Annotated in this window: 17 protein-coding genes, 1 pseudogene and 1 riboswitch; of the genes and pseudogenes, 14 read left to right on the top strand and 4 right to left on the bottom strand. The window is 55.8% G+C overall.

Annotated features, from left to right (window positions below; translation table 11 throughout):
- Nucleotides 1-264: 264 nt before the first annotated feature.
- From gutB to ACFFT4_RS06605, 3 genes are all read left to right on the top strand, one after another.
- On the top strand, nucleotides 265-1,371 hold the full coding sequence (gene gutB, locus ACFFT4_RS06615) for a sorbitol/xylitol/iditol dehydrogenase GutB (protein WP_378046098.1): 1,107 nt from the start codon (nucleotides 265-267) through the stop codon (nucleotides 1,369-1,371).
- Nucleotides 1,372-1,941: 570 nt separating this feature from the next.
- Nucleotides 1,942-3,069, top strand: coding sequence for a stalk domain-containing protein (locus tag ACFFT4_RS06610; RefSeq protein WP_378046097.1), 1,128 nt, complete (start codon nucleotides 1,942-1,944; stop codon nucleotides 3,067-3,069).
- A gap of 316 nt (nucleotides 3,070-3,385) precedes the next feature.
- Nucleotides 3,386-4,192: a hypothetical protein gene (locus ACFFT4_RS06605; protein WP_378046096.1), complete on the top strand. Its 807-nt coding sequence runs from the start codon at nucleotides 3,386-3,388 to the stop codon at nucleotides 4,190-4,192.
- A 33-nt stretch (nucleotides 4,193-4,225) separates the two neighbouring features.
- On the opposite strand, the gene ACFFT4_RS06600 is transcribed toward ACFFT4_RS06605, so the two are convergent.
- Together ACFFT4_RS06600 and ACFFT4_RS06595 are read right to left on the bottom strand one after the other, a co-directional pair.
- Nucleotides 4,226-5,089, bottom strand: a complete 864-nt coding sequence (locus ACFFT4_RS06600) for a hypothetical protein (protein ID WP_378046095.1) — start codon at nucleotides 5,087-5,089, stop codon at nucleotides 4,226-4,228.
- Nucleotides 5,086-5,622, bottom strand: coding sequence for an RNA polymerase sigma factor (locus tag ACFFT4_RS06595; protein ID WP_378046094.1), 537 nt, complete (start codon nucleotides 5,620-5,622; stop codon nucleotides 5,086-5,088). Before ACFFT4_RS06595 ends, ACFFT4_RS06600 begins: the two co-directional genes overlap by 4 nt.
- Before the next feature lie 214 nt (nucleotides 5,623-5,836).
- On the opposite strand from ACFFT4_RS06595, the gene prfA reads away from it, so the two are divergent.
- Complete coding sequence (gene prfA / locus ACFFT4_RS06590; protein WP_378046436.1) at nucleotides 5,837-6,913, top strand: peptide chain release factor 1; 1,077 nt, start codon at nucleotides 5,837-5,839, stop codon at nucleotides 6,911-6,913.
- 14 nt (nucleotides 6,914-6,927) lie between these two features.
- Nucleotides 6,928-7,947, top strand: a complete 1,020-nt coding sequence (locus tag ACFFT4_RS06585; protein WP_378046093.1) for a N5-glutamine methyltransferase family protein — start codon at nucleotides 6,928-6,930, stop codon at nucleotides 7,945-7,947.
- Nucleotides 7,948-7,992: 45 nt separating this feature from the next.
- On the opposite strand, the gene ACFFT4_RS06580 is transcribed toward ACFFT4_RS06585, so the two are convergent.
- Nucleotides 7,993-8,217, bottom strand: coding sequence for a hypothetical protein (locus tag ACFFT4_RS06580; RefSeq protein ID WP_378046091.1), 225 nt, complete (start codon nucleotides 8,215-8,217; stop codon nucleotides 7,993-7,995).
- A gap of 86 nt (nucleotides 8,218-8,303) precedes the next feature.
- The gene (locus ACFFT4_RS06575) at nucleotides 8,304-8,930 is read right to left on the bottom strand and encodes a hypothetical protein (RefSeq protein WP_378046089.1); all 627 of its coding nucleotides are present in this window, start codon (nucleotides 8,928-8,930) and stop codon (nucleotides 8,304-8,306) included.
- 195 nt (nucleotides 8,931-9,125) lie between these two features.
- On the opposite strand from ACFFT4_RS06575, the pseudogene ACFFT4_RS06570 reads away from it, so the two are divergent.
- The 9 genes and pseudogenes from ACFFT4_RS06570 to wecB all read left to right on the top strand — a co-directional run.
- Nucleotides 9,126-9,317, top strand: a pseudogene (locus ACFFT4_RS06570) (threonine synthase); the annotation flags it as partial.
- Nucleotides 9,318-9,595: 278 nt separating this feature from the next.
- Nucleotides 9,596-10,180, top strand: a complete 585-nt coding sequence (locus ACFFT4_RS06565) for a stage II sporulation protein R (protein WP_378046087.1) — start codon at nucleotides 9,596-9,598, stop codon at nucleotides 10,178-10,180.
- A gap of 62 nt (nucleotides 10,181-10,242) precedes the next feature.
- Complete coding sequence (locus tag ACFFT4_RS06560; protein WP_378046086.1) at nucleotides 10,243-11,448, top strand: L-threonylcarbamoyladenylate synthase; 1,206 nt, start codon at nucleotides 10,243-10,245, stop codon at nucleotides 11,446-11,448.
- Between the two features lie 126 nt (nucleotides 11,449-11,574).
- Complete coding sequence (locus ACFFT4_RS06555) at nucleotides 11,575-12,135, top strand: manganese efflux pump MntP (protein WP_378046084.1); 561 nt, start codon at nucleotides 11,575-11,577, stop codon at nucleotides 12,133-12,135.
- A gap of 36 nt (nucleotides 12,136-12,171) precedes the next feature.
- Complete coding sequence (locus tag ACFFT4_RS06550) at nucleotides 12,172-12,777, top strand: low molecular weight protein arginine phosphatase (protein WP_378046082.1); 606 nt, start codon at nucleotides 12,172-12,174, stop codon at nucleotides 12,775-12,777.
- A 40-nt stretch (nucleotides 12,778-12,817) separates the two neighbouring features.
- Nucleotides 12,818-12,900: riboswitch (ZMP/ZTP riboswitch) on the top strand.
- A gap of 183 nt (nucleotides 12,901-13,083) precedes the next feature.
- Nucleotides 13,084-13,695 (top strand): TIGR01440 family protein, encoded by a 612-nt coding sequence (locus ACFFT4_RS06545; protein ID WP_378046080.1) that lies wholly within the window; start codon nucleotides 13,084-13,086, stop codon nucleotides 13,693-13,695.
- A 40-nt stretch (nucleotides 13,696-13,735) separates the two neighbouring features.
- Entirely contained in the window at nucleotides 13,736-14,986 is a 1,251-nt protein-coding gene (glyA, locus tag ACFFT4_RS06540) for a serine hydroxymethyltransferase (protein ID WP_378046078.1), read from the top strand.
- Between the two features lie 232 nt (nucleotides 14,987-15,218).
- The gene (gene upp, locus ACFFT4_RS06535; protein WP_378046077.1) at nucleotides 15,219-15,848 is read left to right on the top strand and encodes a uracil phosphoribosyltransferase; all 630 of its coding nucleotides are present in this window, start codon (nucleotides 15,219-15,221) and stop codon (nucleotides 15,846-15,848) included.
- Between the two features lie 33 nt (nucleotides 15,849-15,881).
- Nucleotides 15,882-17,030, top strand: a complete 1,149-nt coding sequence (gene wecB / locus ACFFT4_RS06530) for a non-hydrolyzing UDP-N-acetylglucosamine 2-epimerase (RefSeq protein ID WP_378046075.1) — start codon at nucleotides 15,882-15,884, stop codon at nucleotides 17,028-17,030.
- Nucleotides 17,031-17,144: the final 114 nt, after the last annotated feature.

Genomic DNA, 17,144 nt, shown 5'->3' with positions numbered 1-17,144 from the left:
AGGCTGGCCCATAAGCAAACCAGGGCAACTAAAATGATTGCAAAAAGAATGGGGATATGTCTCCTGTAGAGCGAAGCGCCTGCCTCATACGGCCATGAAATTACCTTGTTATGGGTTAATCCATTCCTAATTTCATGGTCGTATCAGCAGCGGAAGGAGATATATCCCCCATGGAATAAATCGATCATTTTACTGGGTGCCCCTCCAAAGATTTATGGGAAAGCCTCTTCCGGGGTTATCCGCGATAATGGGGAGGAATAAGGGATGACGAAAAGCGAAGAAATGCCGTCGCACGGAGCGCGCCGGCTTCCGGAGCTGCCCGCGACGATGCGGGCGGCGATTATGAAATCGCCTCTGCATATTGAGATCGAAGAGATTCCCGTGCCGGACGTCGGTCCGGACGAGGTGCTCGTCAAGGTGATGGCGGTCGGCGTCTGCGGCTCGGACGTTCACTATTTCGAGCACGGACGCATCGGCCCTTACGTCGTCAAGAAGCCGATTATTCTCGGCCACGAATGCGCGGGGATCGTCGTCGCCTGCGGAAGCGAAGCGAACCGCTTCTCTCCGGGAGACCGGGTCGCGATAGAGCCGGGCATTACGTGCGGACGATGCGAGGCGTGCAAGGAAGGACGCTACAACCTGTGCCCCGAGGTCCAGTTTCTGGCGACACCGCCGGTCGACGGCGCGTTCGTGCAGTATATCAAACACCGGGAGGACTTCCTGTTCCCGATCCCGGATCATCTGTCCTTCGAGGAGGCGGCGATGAACGAGCCGTTCTCCGTAGGCATTCACGCGCTGAATCGCGCCGGCATGAAGCCGGGATGGGACGTCGCTGTGATCGGCTTGGGGCCGGTCGGTCTGATGGCGGTCGCGGCCGCCCGGGCGTTCGGGGCACGGCGCATCTTCGCCAGCGATCTGGAGGAGAACCGCCTGCGGGCGGCGCTGCAGCTTGGCGCGACCGACATCGTCGACGGACGCGCCGGCGACGCGGCGGGGGAGATCAGAAGGCTGACGGAAGGGCAGGGCGTTCACGTTGCGCTGGAGACGGCCGGTCACCCGGTCGCGCTGAAGACGGCGACCGCCAGTCTGCGCAGAGGCGGCAAGCTCTCCATCGTCGGCCTGCCGCAGCAGGCGGAAATCGGCTTTAACGTGCCGTTCCTCTGCGACAACGAGATCGACGTCTACGGTATTTTCCGCTATGCGAACACGTACCCGCAGGGGATCGCTTTCCTCGCCTCGGGATCGGTCGACGTGCAAAGCCTGATTACGGACCGCTATCCGCTGGAGCAAACGCAGGAAGCGATGGAAAGGGCGATGCGGAACAAGGCGGAAAGCCTGAAGGTAATCGTGTACCCGAACGGCGAGGCCTGAGAGGGCGTCTGTCTATAGGCTCTCCCGGGGAAGGCATCATCCAACGTAACCTGTTGATACGAGACCCCAGTTCAATCCTAGACACGTACAGACCGGTTTTGGAGCGGAAGCTCCGGCCGGTCTGTTTGACGTCGGAGGGCTGCCATCGGATAAGCACGCCGGACGGTCTTATGAGTGTTGGAGGAGCGAAAAAATGGGAAATAAGCACGTGGGATGGTTCTATGAGCGTGGGAGAAGTGGGAAATTCGGGAATAAGCACGTAGGACGGAGCTACGGCGGGTAAACCGGGAGAGAATAGAAGATTGGGCGCGCAGGATGGCGACAGGGGGGGACTGGTGAAGAAGAAAATTTGATTCTCACCGCATGAACCAGATAACCATTATCTACTTCCGCTTTCCTCCTCCCATCATACAAACAGACAACAGAGACAAGCTAAAGTTCCCGGGCCAAGTCAATAAGTTAATTTTTCTAATGAAACATTTGAGAATGCAAGCGCGTCTGTGAGTTTGAAGCAAGGATGGCCGCGTGCCGTCAATAAGCTTCAACCGATTTCCGAAAGGAGAATTCATGATGCAAAAGAAAAAACTGTTAGTCGTATTGACCGCTGTCGGACTGCTGGGCACAAGCGCCGCTGCGGCCGCAGGAGCGAGCGGACTGGTCGGTAAAGTCACCGGGATCTTCCATAAAGATATCGTCGTTTCCGTCAACGGGGACAAAACTTCGCTGAATCCGGTTTACATCAACGGCAAAGCGTATCTACCGGCGCGAGAAACGGCGACCGAGCTCGGCTACGTCCTGAACTGGAATTCGAAGACGAAGGAAATCCAAATCAACTCGAAGGAAGAGCAAGCGGTGGAATACTTAAGAATGCTGGGCGTGATCGTCGATATTTCGCCGACCGACAGGGAAGGGCAGTATCGGGTCGAGCTGCTCGGACATGGAGACCAGCGCTGGATGATTCTCAACATCGACAAGGATACCGAGCTGGCGGACGAAAACGGCAAAGCGATCAACGTTGCCGACTTGAAGGCGGGAACGCGAATCATGGCGGAGTTCGGTCCGGTCATAGCGTTGAGTTATCTGGGTCAGTCTCAGGCGCATAAAATCGTCGTTAACGGAGAATCGCTCGTCAAGGAAGACGTCATCCAATCGGTCGAGAAAACGGATGACGGCTGGCAGGTGAAGTTCGGCGAGACGAAGGACGGACAAACGACGACTTCGATTATTCTGAACGCAGGCAAGGAAACGGGCGTCATTACGTCGGAAGGCATCGACGTTCCGTTCGCCAATCTGAAAGCAGGAGACAAGGTTCGCGCCTACTACGGCCCGATCATGACGAAGAGCCTGCCTCCGATAAGCCCGCTGCACTATCTTGTCGTGATGTCCGACGTCGCTCAGCTGGCTCCGGCGACGATCAAGGAATATCAAGAGCTTAGCTGGAAAAACATGCCGGAGGATCAAAAGTCGCACCTGACGACGAAGAAGGAAGACGCCCTAGTCGAGGAAGTCGATTCCGGGAACATCAGCGTAATGCTGGCGACGGACGCGCAGAAGAAACGGCTGGAAGAAATCCAGGCCGCAAACGGCAAGCTGATCTCCGTCGTGTACGACACGGATCAGAACGCTCTTATCGGTCCGATCTCGATGATTTTCGATCCGGAGTCGAAAATGTTCCTTGGAGTTCTTCCGCGGAAGTAATTGGGGAAGTTGTAGCAGTACGAGCTGTCCCAAAGTAATTTTTCTACAATCGGACAACAAAAGTATGTTTTTTTGACGAAAAGCGCAAGTTTGAGGGGGATTTCTCTCAGAACTTGCGTTTTTTTGTTGTATTGTTTTCCGTTTTAGAAGTGTGTGAAAGAAGGTGCCTGATTAAGAAGCTACATACATAATTTGCTCTTATTTTTGGATATTTATAATTAATTTGGTTATTAAGTATTTATTTGTATTATTTTAAATATTAAGATGAAAGTGGATGGCCATCCATTAATAGACAACAAAGGAGCGATATATTATTATGAAAATAAAAACCATCATCTTTTCTTTGTGTGCATTCGTAATACTTTCCGGTTTTTCGTACCCAAAAGAAATAAATAATGAGATTGCACAAGTTGAAAGAGTTACTCATGATTTTTTCCAAAGTTTGAAAAATAACAATAGCGATCTCTATTTGAATTCAATTATTGAATCCGAGAAAAAAAATAGAGATTTCTTTCAACAAGAAAATAAAAAGATGGATATCGACTATAAAGTAATAGAAGTCAACAAAATAAATACTAAAAAGTATGAAGTTCTTATCGATCAAATAGTTTCCGGCATAGAGTATCCTCGGATTCCCTATGACGTCGTACTAGAAGATGGGGAATGGAAATTTGATAATACTTCTGTAGTTATTTATCCTAAAGAAGTTTTAAGGGCGAAAACAATACTTGAGAAACACCAACTCTTGAATTATTTTAATCAGCAAGAGCTTGTTGGAGAAAACGAAGGTTATTATGTTGTAAAAACTGAAAAGAGTCATAAAGTATCTTTACTGGGGAGCCTCTCATATAGCTTTAATCAGCAATCAACAGATATTTATTCTTCGGGATCGCTTGATGTATATACCTACCCAGGATCGAATACTGAAGATGATGATGAAAATAACTATCTCTATGTCCAACTATTTGATGAAGATCCCTCAAACTCAGTATTTGTAGATTATGATTTTCTAGATGCCTTTAACCCAGATAACACTTCTTTTTCGTGTAATGGATATCACTCGGTAAAAGTAGAGAATCAAAATTATTCGTGGCTAACAGGAACATATTATGTTTACTATTAAGTTCTATTAAAATAAGGCGAGATAGGCTCATGGCTATTTCTGGCCATGAGCCGTTTTATTTTCCGAAAATGAATAAGTTTCAATTGTATGTCCGTTGCTGTCCAATTCCTGTATCATATATTCTGGGCTGGATAAATTGGAAGGAATGGCAAACCATAAAGAATGGCCACCCCATATTCCTCTAAAATAGGTTGCGGATTGTTCTAGACCATTTTGATCGGTAATCACGATACTAGACACCCATGGATTCAATGTATTCCCATAAATAAGGGCAGGGGAAAAGTTCTCTTGGGACGGCACGAACATCATAGCAGTGGCTACCCCGCGTTTTACTTCGTCTTTCGATGGAAAGTCAATGTCTAAAGTACCTCCGCTAATCCGCGTCCATTCGTCTTCTATTCTGCTGAGAAAATTCGCCTTCCAAACCATCCCTTTGTGGTCTTCATTCAGTGTGCTGGAGAACACAAGTATTCCGTCTTCTCCCCATTTTTGCTGATACAAAACACAGTCAGAGGAAGACTCGGCGATGCCCAGCGTATGAAGTTGGGCGAGCAGTTGTTGATCCGACAGCGGGGTATTCACCGAAGAAGGCTTATCCAGAAAAGTACAATCGGATGGCCCACGGGTCTCCTGTGTTTGTGGCAGTGCAAGTCGTTGTCCATCGGGTACGTTGAGACCTCGTTCATTTTGCTGATTGAACAATTGAACGCCTATAACTAACAAGGCCATGAGAAGCGCTGCAGTCGAAGCTGCAAGTATTTTCGTTTTTTTTCTGCGCTGTCGGGATTGGGATACCTTTTGTTTAATGTGATTCAACTGATCTGGAGTAGGGGCTGCGGCAATTTCCTCGAAGGATTTTTTTAGGCTTAACTCCCAACCCGCCCAATTTCGTGTCATAGCGTAGCGTCCTCCTCTACCTTTTTTTGCATAAGCTGCCTGGCTCTGTGTAAACGTGATTTTACGGTTCCTTGAGGGATACCGAGGAGGTTGGATATTTCCTCCATCGACAGTTCGTGACGAATCTCCAGCAACAATATTTCCCTGTACTTGAGAGGCAGGGAGAGAAGATACTGTAGGGCATTTTCTAATTTTAATCCTGCAAAATAATCCGTTTCTGCCGAAACCTGCTGCCCTGTCTTCCGAACCAACGGGACGGGCACGATTTTCCGAAAGAAGGCAGATCTTCGATAATTCATCGCTCGATTTTGACAGATTTTAAGTAACCAGGTTTTGAGCGTGCACTGTCCTCGAAAATGATCAATTGAACGAAATGCCGAAATAAAAGTTTCTTGAGCGATATCATCTGCCGCATCGTATTTCTTTGTTAAGAAAAAGGCATAATTCCATATATCTTTCCAATATGAACGAACAATATCGTCCATATCGGGTAATTCAATTTGAATTGCATTAACGAGATAACTATCATCCAACTTCATTTCCCTCCCCTCATACAAACAGACAACAAATGCACTTCAAAGTTCCCATTGTAAAACAAAAAAATTAAATTTAAATATAGCTCCAAAGAGTTTTGTTTCTTTAAAGCTATGTCATTAATAGCGGTTGATCCATTCCCGCACGCCATTGCGTTCATGTGCTATAATAAGGGGTGACGTAAACACTGCAAGCGAGCGGAGGATGAGGATAGTGCTAGACCGTCTGCAAGTTTTGGCGGACCGATACGAGAAGCTGAACGAACTGTTGAGCGACCCGGATGTGGTTAACGACTCGGCGCGGCTAAGAACTTACGCCAAGGAGCAAGCCGGGCTCGAGGAAGCGTATCGCGCTTACGAAGAATACAAGCAGGTGCTGACGCAGCTTCAGGACGCGAAGGCGATGCTGGAAGATAAATTGGACGACGAGCTTCGCGAAATGGTCAAGCTGGAGATCGAAGAGCTGGACGAACGCCGCAGCCAATTGGAAGAGAGCATCCGCTTCCTGCTGCTGCCGAAGGACCCGAACGACGGCAAGGACATCATCGTGGAAATTCGCGGCGCCGCCGGAGGGGAAGAGGCGAACCTGTTCGCCGCGGAGCTGTATCGCATGTACGCGAAATACGCGGACAGCCAAGGCTGGCGCACGGAAGTATTGGAAGCAAGCGTAAGCGATCTTGGCGGTTTCAAGGAAGTTATTTTCTCGGTCAGCGGACCGGCGGCCTACCGCAAGATGAAATACGAGAGCGGAGCGCACCGCGTGCAGCGGGTTCCGGAGACGGAATCGGGCGGACGCATTCATACGTCCACTTCCACGGTCGTCGTCATGCCCGAGGCCGAAGAGCTGGATATCGTCATTCACGACAAAGACATTCGCGTCGATACGTTCTGTTCCAGCGGGGCGGGCGGCCAATCCGTCAACACGACGAAATCGGCCGTGCGCGTGACCCATATGCCTACGGGCATCGTGGCGACCTGTCAGGACGGCAAATCGCAGAACGACAACAAGGACAAGGCGCTGCAGGTGCTGCGGACGCGGATCATGGACGTCAGGCGCCAGGAAGAAGAGGCCAAATATTCCGGAGAACGCCGGGAGAAGATCGGAACGGGCGACCGCAGCGAGCGGATTCGGACGTACAATTTTCCGCAGAGCCGGGTGACGGATCACCGCATCGGCTTGACCATGCACCGTCTGGAGTACGTGCTGAACGGCGACATGGACGAGATTGTCCAGGCGCTGACGCTGGCCGAGCAGGCCGAAATTCTCGAGCGCGAGCAGATGAGGCAATAAATGGAGGGCTGGGCGTGAGCTTGGAACGGAATTCTGGCCGCCCGCCGACGTTGGGAGAAGCCTGGCGAGCGGGCGCGGATCGACTGGAGCAAGCGGGGGTCGAGGAAGCGAACGCGGACGCGGAGCTTCTTCTTCTTTATGCGCTGGGCATTGGGAAGGCGGAGCTTCTGCGGGATTTGCGGGAGCCTTTTCCGGAGGGGAAAAATAAAGCTTGGCTGGAGCTGCTGGAGCGACGGGCGACGGGGGTTCCGGTTCAGTATGCGGTCGGGGAGCAGTTTTTTTACGGGCGGGCATTCGAGGTGACGTCGGCGGTGCTTATTCCGCGCCCGGAGACGGAGCTGTTGGCCGAAGCCGTGCTGCAGGCCGGGGACCGGATCTGGCCGCCGGAGAGCGGCCGCGGGGCCGGATCGGCTGCGAAGGGGCAGTCGGCAATCTCCGGAGTGGAAGGGCATGAGGCAGGTACCGCCACGGAGGGGCAAGTTGGCGGACGGGAAGCCTCTCCATTTGCCCCGGTTGTGCTGGACGTCGGCACGGGAAGCGGGGCGCTGGCGGTCACGCTGGCGGCGGAGCGGCCGCTCTGGCGGGTGACGGCGTCCGACTTGTCGGAGGCGGCGCTGCAGGTGGCCCGCGGCAACGCGCGCAAGCATGGAGCGGACGGGAGGATCTCGTTCGTCCAGGGGGATTTGCTGCAGCCGTTCGTGCGGTCCGCTGCCGACGGCGGGCTTCAAGTCGATATCCTCGTGTCCAATCCGCCGTATATTCCGTCGTTGGACATTCCCGGGCTGCAGCGCGAGGTGCGCGACCACGAGCCGCGCTTGGCGCTGGACGGCGGCGAAGACGGGCTGAATCCGTACCGGACGATGGCGCGTCAGCTTAAGGAGCTGCCCAAGCTTCCGCGGATCGTCGCCTGGGAAGTCGGAGCAGGCCAAGCCCGGGAGGTCGCCGAGCTGCTGAGCGCGGCGGCAGATTGGGCCGAGATCCGCTTCGTCACGGATTACGCCGGCATCGAGCGGCACGTTGTGGCGGTTCGGTGAGCTTTTAGACATACGAGTGGAAATAAAAAGCCGCCAATTGGCGGCTTAAAATTCATCGTATTGCGCGATGCGTTTATTGGCTGCTTCGAGATATTCGCAAATTTCGGCTAGTTTAAGATCGACATGCGCTTCGCGGATGTAGAACTCGCCTGTTGGAGTCGGTTTGGTTAATTCAATGTGAGGGACGCCTAGAATATGAAACGGACCGAATTGAACATCGCGAATCATTTCGGTTTCCACGGCTATCGCCCTTTCGATCATTGCCTTCATAAGCCCTACCTCCCCAGTTTATTGCATCTTGTCTTGATATTATACATTGCTAATTTTTAGATTGCCACCTGATCCTTTTAATATCTTTAGGGTTGTGGCTTATTTTTGCTCTTTCCGTTGCCGAGGAGTTTGCGGTGTTGGGTGGCAATTGCGCGAATTTGCGCAAGCTTCTCGGCTGAAATATGGTTGCCTAGTTGAGTTGTTTGAGGCGTAGGTTCCTTTGTGAAGACTGTGATAAGTATCATTTGATTCTCGAAAGTCACGGACACCGTACATTCTTCGCCCCTGTGTGCACCCTTAAAGTTATAGCTCAAACCGCCATATCCCTTCCATTCAGCGTTTTTGGCCAACTTTTTCGAGTTGATTGCAATCTCGATCATTCCATACAATGATTCTTTCGAAGGAAACGCTTTGCTGCCGTCAATTCGGAGGGCTACTCGTCTGATAAAATGCTCCGTTAGCCGAACTCGTTTGTTTGCAACCAACTGCTCCTTGGTTTGTCCGGAAACGAGTTTTTTACGATGATTCAAGACGTCCGTTCTTTGCTTATCTGATAATGGGATTTTGATGCCTTTCGAATCTTCGGAAAACCATTGCTTTTGTGTCTTTTTCGGAGATTCTTTTAAGATTAGTGCGATTTGTTTAGGCGTTAGGTCTATAATGTCGTCAAAGAGGATTTTTTCGTCCATTAGCTGGATTTCGAAAGACGCCAAATGACTAGTCCCTCCCTGCAGAAGATATTTCTAATTGTCCCAAAAACATCAATTAGAAGTCAATGCGATCATCCATATAAGATGAGGACATGAGTCTTAGCGATGCTCGATAGACAGCGATTCCAGGAACCTTGCCGCGAGAGCGGACAAAGGTTCTTTTCTTGTATACAGGCTGATCGGGTTGGCCAGCCTGAGGCGATGAATATCGGGCCTCCTCCAAGCTGGAAAAAGGCGCGCGATTTGCTCGCAGGCGGGAGAGGGACGACCTGTTCGGTGACGGACGGCGAGATTTTGGAGGCAAAGCGGCTGATCGACCGGAGCGGCATCGGCTGTGAGCCGGCGTCGGCGGCGACGGTCGCGGGCTTACGGAAGCTGGTCGCAAACGGGATGAACCGGACGATTGCGGGGGAGCTGACGCTCGAATCTATGAAGCGGTGGGCGAAGCCGGTGCAATAAAATAGATTTCAATGAAAAGCCGGATTGCTAGGTTTATAGATTTCAATTCCGGACATACTGATGGCTAAGACGTTCCGGAACGCATAGCGCTGCACCGACGGGTGCGACAAGGAGCGGGAACTATGCGTATTAGCCATCATATTTTTTCTGTTCGGTCGGTAATGAGAGTCGTTCTGTTGTTTGTCGCTGTAAGTTTCGGGTTGCTTGGCTTGGTTGGACGCTTTGCCGTCGCGAACGCGGAGGGATCGATCCCCGAGGACGCCATCCGCATTCGCATTATCGCCAATTCCGACAAGAAGACGGACCAATCCGTCAAAAATAAAGTGCGTGACGAGGTCGCGACATATATCGCAGCGTGGGGCGGCATGCCCGACAATCATGACGAGGCTTATGCGCTCATTAAAAGCCATCTTGCCGGTATTCAGGAGATCGTGGACGACAAGCTGGTCGAGCTCGGCGTTTCCTATAAGGGCATCGCGGAGCTGGGGGAGGTGCCGTTTCCCGAGAAAACGTTCGGCGGGGAGTCCTACGAGGCGGGGACATACGAAGCGCTGCGGATTACGCTGGGCAAGGGGGACGGAGCGAATTGGTGGTGCGTGCTGTTTCCGCCGCTCTGCCTGACCGCGGCTACCGCGAAGGACGATGCGGGCGCCGCCTCGGAAGTCCGGACGGTATCGTCCGCCGGAGGCTCGTCCGCGGCGTCGGACGACGGGGACGGGGAGCCCAAAGCGAAGTTTTTTCTGTGGGAGCTGCTGGAGAAGCTGTTCGCGTTCCTCGGTTCCTTGTTCGGCTAACCCTACCCGGCGCGGTGTGCTATAATAGCGGGAAAATGGGTGAGACAAGGATGATCGGCATCATGACCATAGAGACGAAATACTGGCCCGCGGAGCTGTCGCGGGCCGGCATCGAGGAAGCCGCCGCGGCGATCGCCGCCGGCGGCGTTGTCGCGTTCCCGACCGAGACCGTGTATGGGCTCGGCGGGGACGCAAGGAGCACGGAAGCGGTAGGGAGGATATTCGCGGCCAAGGGCCGCCCGTCCGACAATCCGCTGATCGTGCATCTGGCGCGCGGCGCAAGTGTGGCCGGCCTGGCCAAGGAGGTGGGCGCCGTCGAAGCGGCGCTGATGGAGGCGTTCTGGCCGGGGCCGCTCACGCTGGTGCTGCCGGTGCGGGAGGGGGCGGTGTCGCCGCTCGTGACCGCGGGGTTGGACACGGTCGCGGTGCGGGTTCCGGCGCACGAACTGGCCCGGGAATTGATCGAGCGGGCGGGCTGCCCCGTTGCGGCGCCGAGCGCCAATCGCTCCGGCCGTCCGAGCCCGACGCGGGCGCGGCACGTGCTGGAGGATTTGGACGGGAGAATCGACGGCGTGCTGGACGGCGGAGCGACTGGGGTCGGGCTGGAATCGACGGTCGTGCGGGTCGTGGACGGCACGATTTATATTTTGCGGCCGGGCGGCGTGACGCGGGAGAAGCTGCGCGAGGCGGTTGGCGGGCTGGCGGTCGTGGCGGAAGAGACGAAGGAGGGGGACCGCCGGACCGGAGCTGCGGATGCGGGAGTGCGAATTGGAGCTGGGGCGCCCGGCTCCCTGAGCATCGGAGCAAACGCGGCCCGCCTAACGGGGACCGAAGCGAATGCAGTCCGCCCAGCGGGAACCGAGGCGAACGCAGCCTATCCAGTGGGAACCGAAGCGCCGCGCTCGCCGGGGGTTAAGTATACGCATTACGCGCCGCGAGGAGAGATGCTGCTCGTTAACGGCGAAGGCGATCCGCTCCGGGAGGCCGTCCGGAAGCTGGCGAGTCAAGCTGCGGACGCGGGGCGGCGGGTGGCCGTGCTGAGCTGCTCCGAGCATGCCGCCGGCTACACGGCGGACGCCGTGTTCGACTGCGGTCCCCGCGGAGAGCCGGAGAAGGCGGCGCAAACGCTGTATGCGGCGCTTCGCGAATGCGACGAGAAGGGCGTCGATTATATCGTCGCCGAAGGCTATTCGGAGGACGGAATCGGCGCCGCGCTGATGAATCGTCTGCGCAAAGCCGCGGGCGGACGGGAAATTTTCGTCCCCTGACGCGCTTCCCCGCCGCAACCCTTGCATGATCGACGCCCTGTCCGCATATGTTGTGGAGAAGGACAAGGCGGCAAGCCTGCGATACGTTCGTTCGTCGCGCCGGCCGGAATGCAAGGGGGGACAAGCATGTATGACGTGTCTGCGGCCACCGGTCAGGCGCTGACCGTTCTGGTAATGGCGGTCGCTTTGGGCATGGACGCGTTCTCGCTCGGAATCGGAATCGGGTTGAAGGGCGTGCGCTTGTACGACGTTATGAAGCTGAGCACGCTGATCGGCATATTTCACGTGCTGATGCCGCTCGGCGGCATGTATACGGGGCAATACGTAAGCGAGATTCTGGGCGGAGTCGCGACTACCGCGGCCGGCGCGCTGCTGCTCTTGCTGGGCGGACATATGGTGTACAGCTCCCTGCGCGGTGAAGCGATCGATTCGATCAATCACCGCACGTTGTGGGGGATGCTCGTATTCGCGTTCAGCGTGAGCATCGATTCCTTTTCCGTAGGCGTATCCTTGGGCATGTTCTCGGCTCACGTGTGGCTGACCGTGCTGCTGTTCGGCCTGTTCGGAGGCTTGATGAGCGTGATGGGCCTCATGCTGGGAAGAAGGGTCAGCCGGAGCCTGGGAGGATACGGCGAGGCGCTCGGCGGTGTTATTTTATTCGGATTTGGTCTATTATTTCTTATATAAGAACTTCTACATCAACTATGCAAGCAGGGGGAGACCATGAATCGGGTTTTGATCGTATGCACGGGCAACACTTGCCGCAGTCCGATGGCCGAAGCGATCTTCAAGGATTTGGCGGCGCGCAGCGGCAAGCCGCTCGAGATCCGCTCCGCAGGAATATCCGCCCCGAGCGGTTCGCCGATTTCGCCGAACGCGGCCGAAGCCTTGAGGAAACGCAAGCTGGAGCTGCCCGGACCTTCGACTTTGCTGACCTCGGAAGAGGTGCTGTGGGCCAACCTTATTCTTACGATGACGGCGGGGCATAAGAGGGCGATTCTGGAACGATATCCCGAAGCGCTGTCCAAAACCTATACGCTGAAAGAATACGCCCTGCGCGGCGACCCGGTCATGGACGACGTGGCGGAGGCGGAGCGGCTGTATTCGGAATGGCAGGTCAAGCAGCTGCTCGGAGAGCCGATGTCGGACGAGGAGAAGTCGCGTCTGTTCGAGCTGCAGCGGAGGATTCCGGACTTCGATATCGCCGATCCGTTCGGCGGCCCGCTGGCGCTCTACGAGCAGACGGCCGACGAGATCGAGGATGTTTTGCTGACACTGATCGACAAATGGGATGAAAATCGGAGCGGAGATCGCAAGAACGGAGATTGATTTTTCCGCCGAGCTTCGGTATGATGTTCGTATAACTTCAAGGTTCCGATGTAACTGGCGACGACAAGTGGAGCATACCACGGTGGAGCATCGGAATGACGGCCGGTCGCCTGGGCGAAGAGCAGCGTGCGGAATGCGCGCTAGCTCTTTTTTGTCTTTTTTCCGCTTGAAGCTGGCCGGGGGGCGCCATGAGACGGCGTTCCGCGGCACGGTTCGACACCCGCCCGTGTTGAGCCGGTTGGATTCAGGTATAATACCTTTATTATCTTCTGTGGAAACGACAGAGCGGTGAGGAGGTTGCGGGGGATGGCTGCGGAGACTCGTTCGATAGCCGGCCAGGTGGAAGCGTTGATGGACGAATTGGTGAAGACGGGCAACGTCCGTCCGGGCCAGATCGTCGTGCTGGGAGTCAGTACGAGCGAAGTGAGAGGGCAGCGCATCGGGACGTCCGGGGCGGAAGAGGTCGCGAGCGAAATCTATGAGGGCGTTGAGCGAGCGAGGGAGCGCGCCGGCGTGCACGTCGTCTGGCAATGCTGCGAGCACCTGAACCGGGCGCTCGTCGCCGAGCGGCGGCTGGCCGACGACCAAGGCTGGACCGAGGTGGCGGCGGTCCCCGTCCCGAAAGCGGGCGGATCGATGGCCGCCTGGGCCTACCGCCGGATGGAGGAGCCCTGCCTTGTCGAGGCGGTGCAGGTTCACGCGGGCATCGATATTGGCGAGACGCTGATCGGGATGCATCTGCGTCCGGTCGCCGTTCCGCTGAGGCCGTCCATTCGCGAGGTCGGGCAGGCGAGAGTGAACATGGCCGCGACCCGGCCGAAGCTGATCGGGGGCGCAAGAGCCGTGTACGAATGGGAAGGGCGAGCGAACGTTGACGGCAGCCTCGGCGGCAGCGGCGCTTCGAACGCTTGCGATTAACGAGCGGCAAACAAGACAATCAACGGGAGGAATAATTATTATGTTGGAAAACCTGCGCAAGCAAGATCCGGAAATCGTCGACGCTTTGAATTTGGAGCTGAAGCGTCAACGCGACAACATCGAACTGATCGCTTCCGAAAATATCGTCAGCCAAGCGGTTCTCGAAACGATGGGGACGGTGCTGACGAACAAATACGCGGAAGGCTATCCGGGCAAGCGTTACTACGGCGGCTGCGAATACGTCGACATTCCGGAGCAGATCGCCCGCGAGCGCGCCAAGGAATTGTTCGGAGCCGAGCACGCGAACGTGCAGCCTCACTCCGGCGCCCAGGCGAACCTGGCCGTCTATCTGGCCGTTCTGAAGCCGGGCGACACGGTGCTGGGCATGAACCTGGCGCACGGCGGCCACTTGACGCACGGAAATCCGGCTAACGCGTCGGGATTGCTGTACAACTTCGTCGCTTACGGCGTTAACGACCAGACGTTCACGATCGATTACGAAGAGCTGCGCAAAGCGGCGTTTAAGCACCGTCCTCGCCTGATCGTGGCGGGCGCTTCCGCTTATCCGCGCGCGATCGATTTCGAGAAAATCGGCCAGATCGCCAATGACGTAGGCGCGCTGTTCATGGTCGACATGGCGCACATCGCGGGCCTCGTGGCCGGCGACGAGCACCAGAATCCGGTTCCGTACGCGCACTTCGTCACGACGACGACGCACAAGACGCTCCGCGGTCCTCGCGGCGGCTTGATCCTCTGCCGCAAAGCTTGGGCGGCCGCGATCGACAAAGCGGTGTTCCCGGGCACGCAAGGCGGTCCGCTGATGCACATTATCGCGGCCAAAGCGGTGGCGCTCGGCGAAGCGCTGCAGCCTTCGTTCAAGGAATACGCGCGCAACGTTGTCGTCAACGCTAAGGCTCTGGCCGAAGCGCTCGTCGCGGAAGGGCTGAACATCGTTTCCGGCGGCACGGACAACCATTTGATGCTGATCGACACCCGCAACCTGAACATTACGGGCAAAGAAGCCGAGCACGTGCTCGATTCCGTCGCGATCACGGTCAACAAGAACGCGATTCCGTTTGATCCGACGAGCCCGTTCATCACGAGCGGCATTCGCCTCGGCACGCCGGCCGTCACGACGCGCGGCATGGACGTCGAAGCGATGAAGACGATTGCCAAGGTGATCGCCTTGACGCTGAGAAACACGAAGGACGAGGCGACTCTGGATCAGGCCCGCAAGATGGTCGCCGATCTGACCGCGAAATATCCGTTGTACCCTGATCTGGCCTATTGATTCGCGGCAACGCGCACGCAAGAACCTCTCCGACCGGAGAGGCTCTTTTGCATTCGGGAAGCGCGATTTTCATGCGGAGCCGAAGTTTTTTCGACGAAATCCGCGCTGCCCGCGAAGGATGTTATGCACCCGTTCGGAGACAATGATATAATGTACGGGGCAAGCTACATAGGAGCACGGCCGGGAGCGCCGAGCGCGCTTGCGGGGGCCGTCTAAGAAAGGGTAGAACATAATGGGACGACTCGTCATTTGCGATCATCCGCTGATCCAGCACAAAATCACGTTTATTCGTGACAAAATGACAAATACGAAGCAATTCCGGGAACTGGTCGACGAAGTGGCCATGCTGATGGCTTACGAGCTGACGCGGGACTTTCCGCTGTCCACCGTGCGGGTCGATACGCCGGTCCAGTCCGCCGAAGGGAAAGTGATCGCCGGGCGCATGATGGGGCTGATTCCGATTCTGCGCGCGGGTCTCGGCATGGTCGACGGCGTGCTGAAAATCATTCCGTCCGCCAAGGTCGGCCATATCGGCCTGTATCGCGACCACGAGACGCTGCAGCCGGTGGAATATTACTGCAGCCTGCCGTCCGACGTGAAGGAGCGCGAACTGCTCGTCATCGATCCGATGCTGGCGACGGGAGGCTCCGCGAACGCGGCCATCGATATGCTGAAGGCCCGCGATTGCCGGCCGACGAAGCTGATGTGCCTGATCGCGGCGCCGGAAGGCGTGAAGGCGGTGCAGGAGAAGCATCCGGACATCGATATTTATTTGGCCGCGCTGGACGAGAAGCTGAACGAGCACGGCTATATCGTTCCGGGGCTGGGCGACGCGGGAGACCGCTTGTACGGCACGAAATAAAGCTCTCGGCGCGGAGAGGGAGAGAAGAGAGACATGAGCAATAGGATTAAAGTGATGACCATATTCGGAGTGCGGCCGGAAGCGATCAAGATGGCGCCGCTTATTCTGGAGCTGGAGAAATACCCGGAGCGGATCGAGTCCGTCGTATGCGTCACCGCGCAGCATCGCCAGATGCTTGACCAGGTGCTCGAGGTGTTCGGCATCCGGCCCGATTACGATCTGGACATCATGCAGGCGAGCCAGACGCTGAACGAGATCACGATTCGCGTCCTGCAAGGCTTGGAGCCCGTGCTGAAGGAAGCGAAACCGGATATCGTGCTCGTCCACGGCGACACGCTGACGTCGTTCCTGGCCAGCTACGCGGCCTTCCTGCAGCAGATCAAGGTGGGTCACGTCGAGGCCGGGTTGCGGACATGGAACAAGCTGTCCCCGTATCCGGAGGAGATGAACCGGCAGCTCACCGGCGTGCTGGCCGACTTGCATTTCTCCCCTACCTCCTGGTCGGCGGACAATCTGATCAAGGAGAATAAGAACCGGGATACGATCTACGTCACCGGCAATACGGTGACAGACGTTTTCCAATATACGGTCAAACCGGATTATACCCATCCCGTTCTGGACTGGGCCGCAGGCAAGAGAATGATTCTGATGACGGCGCATCGCCGCGAATCCCTGGGCGAACCCCATCGGCAAATTTTCCGCGCGGTGAAGCGGATCGCGGACGAGTTCGAAGACGTCGCGATCGTCTATCCGGTGCATCTGAACCCGGCCGTCATCGAGCCGGCCCGGGAAATTCTGGGGGATCATCCCCGGATTCGGCTGATCGAGCCGCTGGACGTCGTCGAAATGAACAATTTCTATCCGCATGCGCATCTGATCCTGACCGATTCCGGCGGAATCCAGGAGGAGGCGCCTTCGTTCGGAGTGCCGACGTTGGTGCTGCGGGATACGACGGAACGGCCGGAAGGCATCGAAGCGGGCACGCTGGAGCTTGTCGGAACGGACGAGGAACGGGTATTTGAACGGACGAGGGCGCTGCTGAGCGACGCGGAGCTGTACAAGCGGATGAGCGAAGCTTCCAATCCTTACGGAGACGGGCGAGCATCCAAGAGAATTGTCGAAGCGATACTCCATCATTTCGGCCATGGCGAACGTCCGGAGCCGTTCCGAACGGGGATATGACAAATTTTTTGGCCCCCTTCTGTACAGTGTACAGTTCAACTGTATGGTTAGGTCTGGCAGAAAACCGCATGGTTATAAGGTTTTCCTGAATGATGTTCACACAAATTTTGAATT

It is taken from the genome of Cohnella cellulosilytica (assembly GCF_042431195.1).
GTDB classification, from domain to species: Bacteria; Bacillota; Bacilli; order Paenibacillales; family Paenibacillaceae; genus Cohnella; species Cohnella cellulosilytica.
Note: the sequence above shows the minus strand (reverse complement) of the source record. Positions and strands in the feature narration are given on the sequence as shown.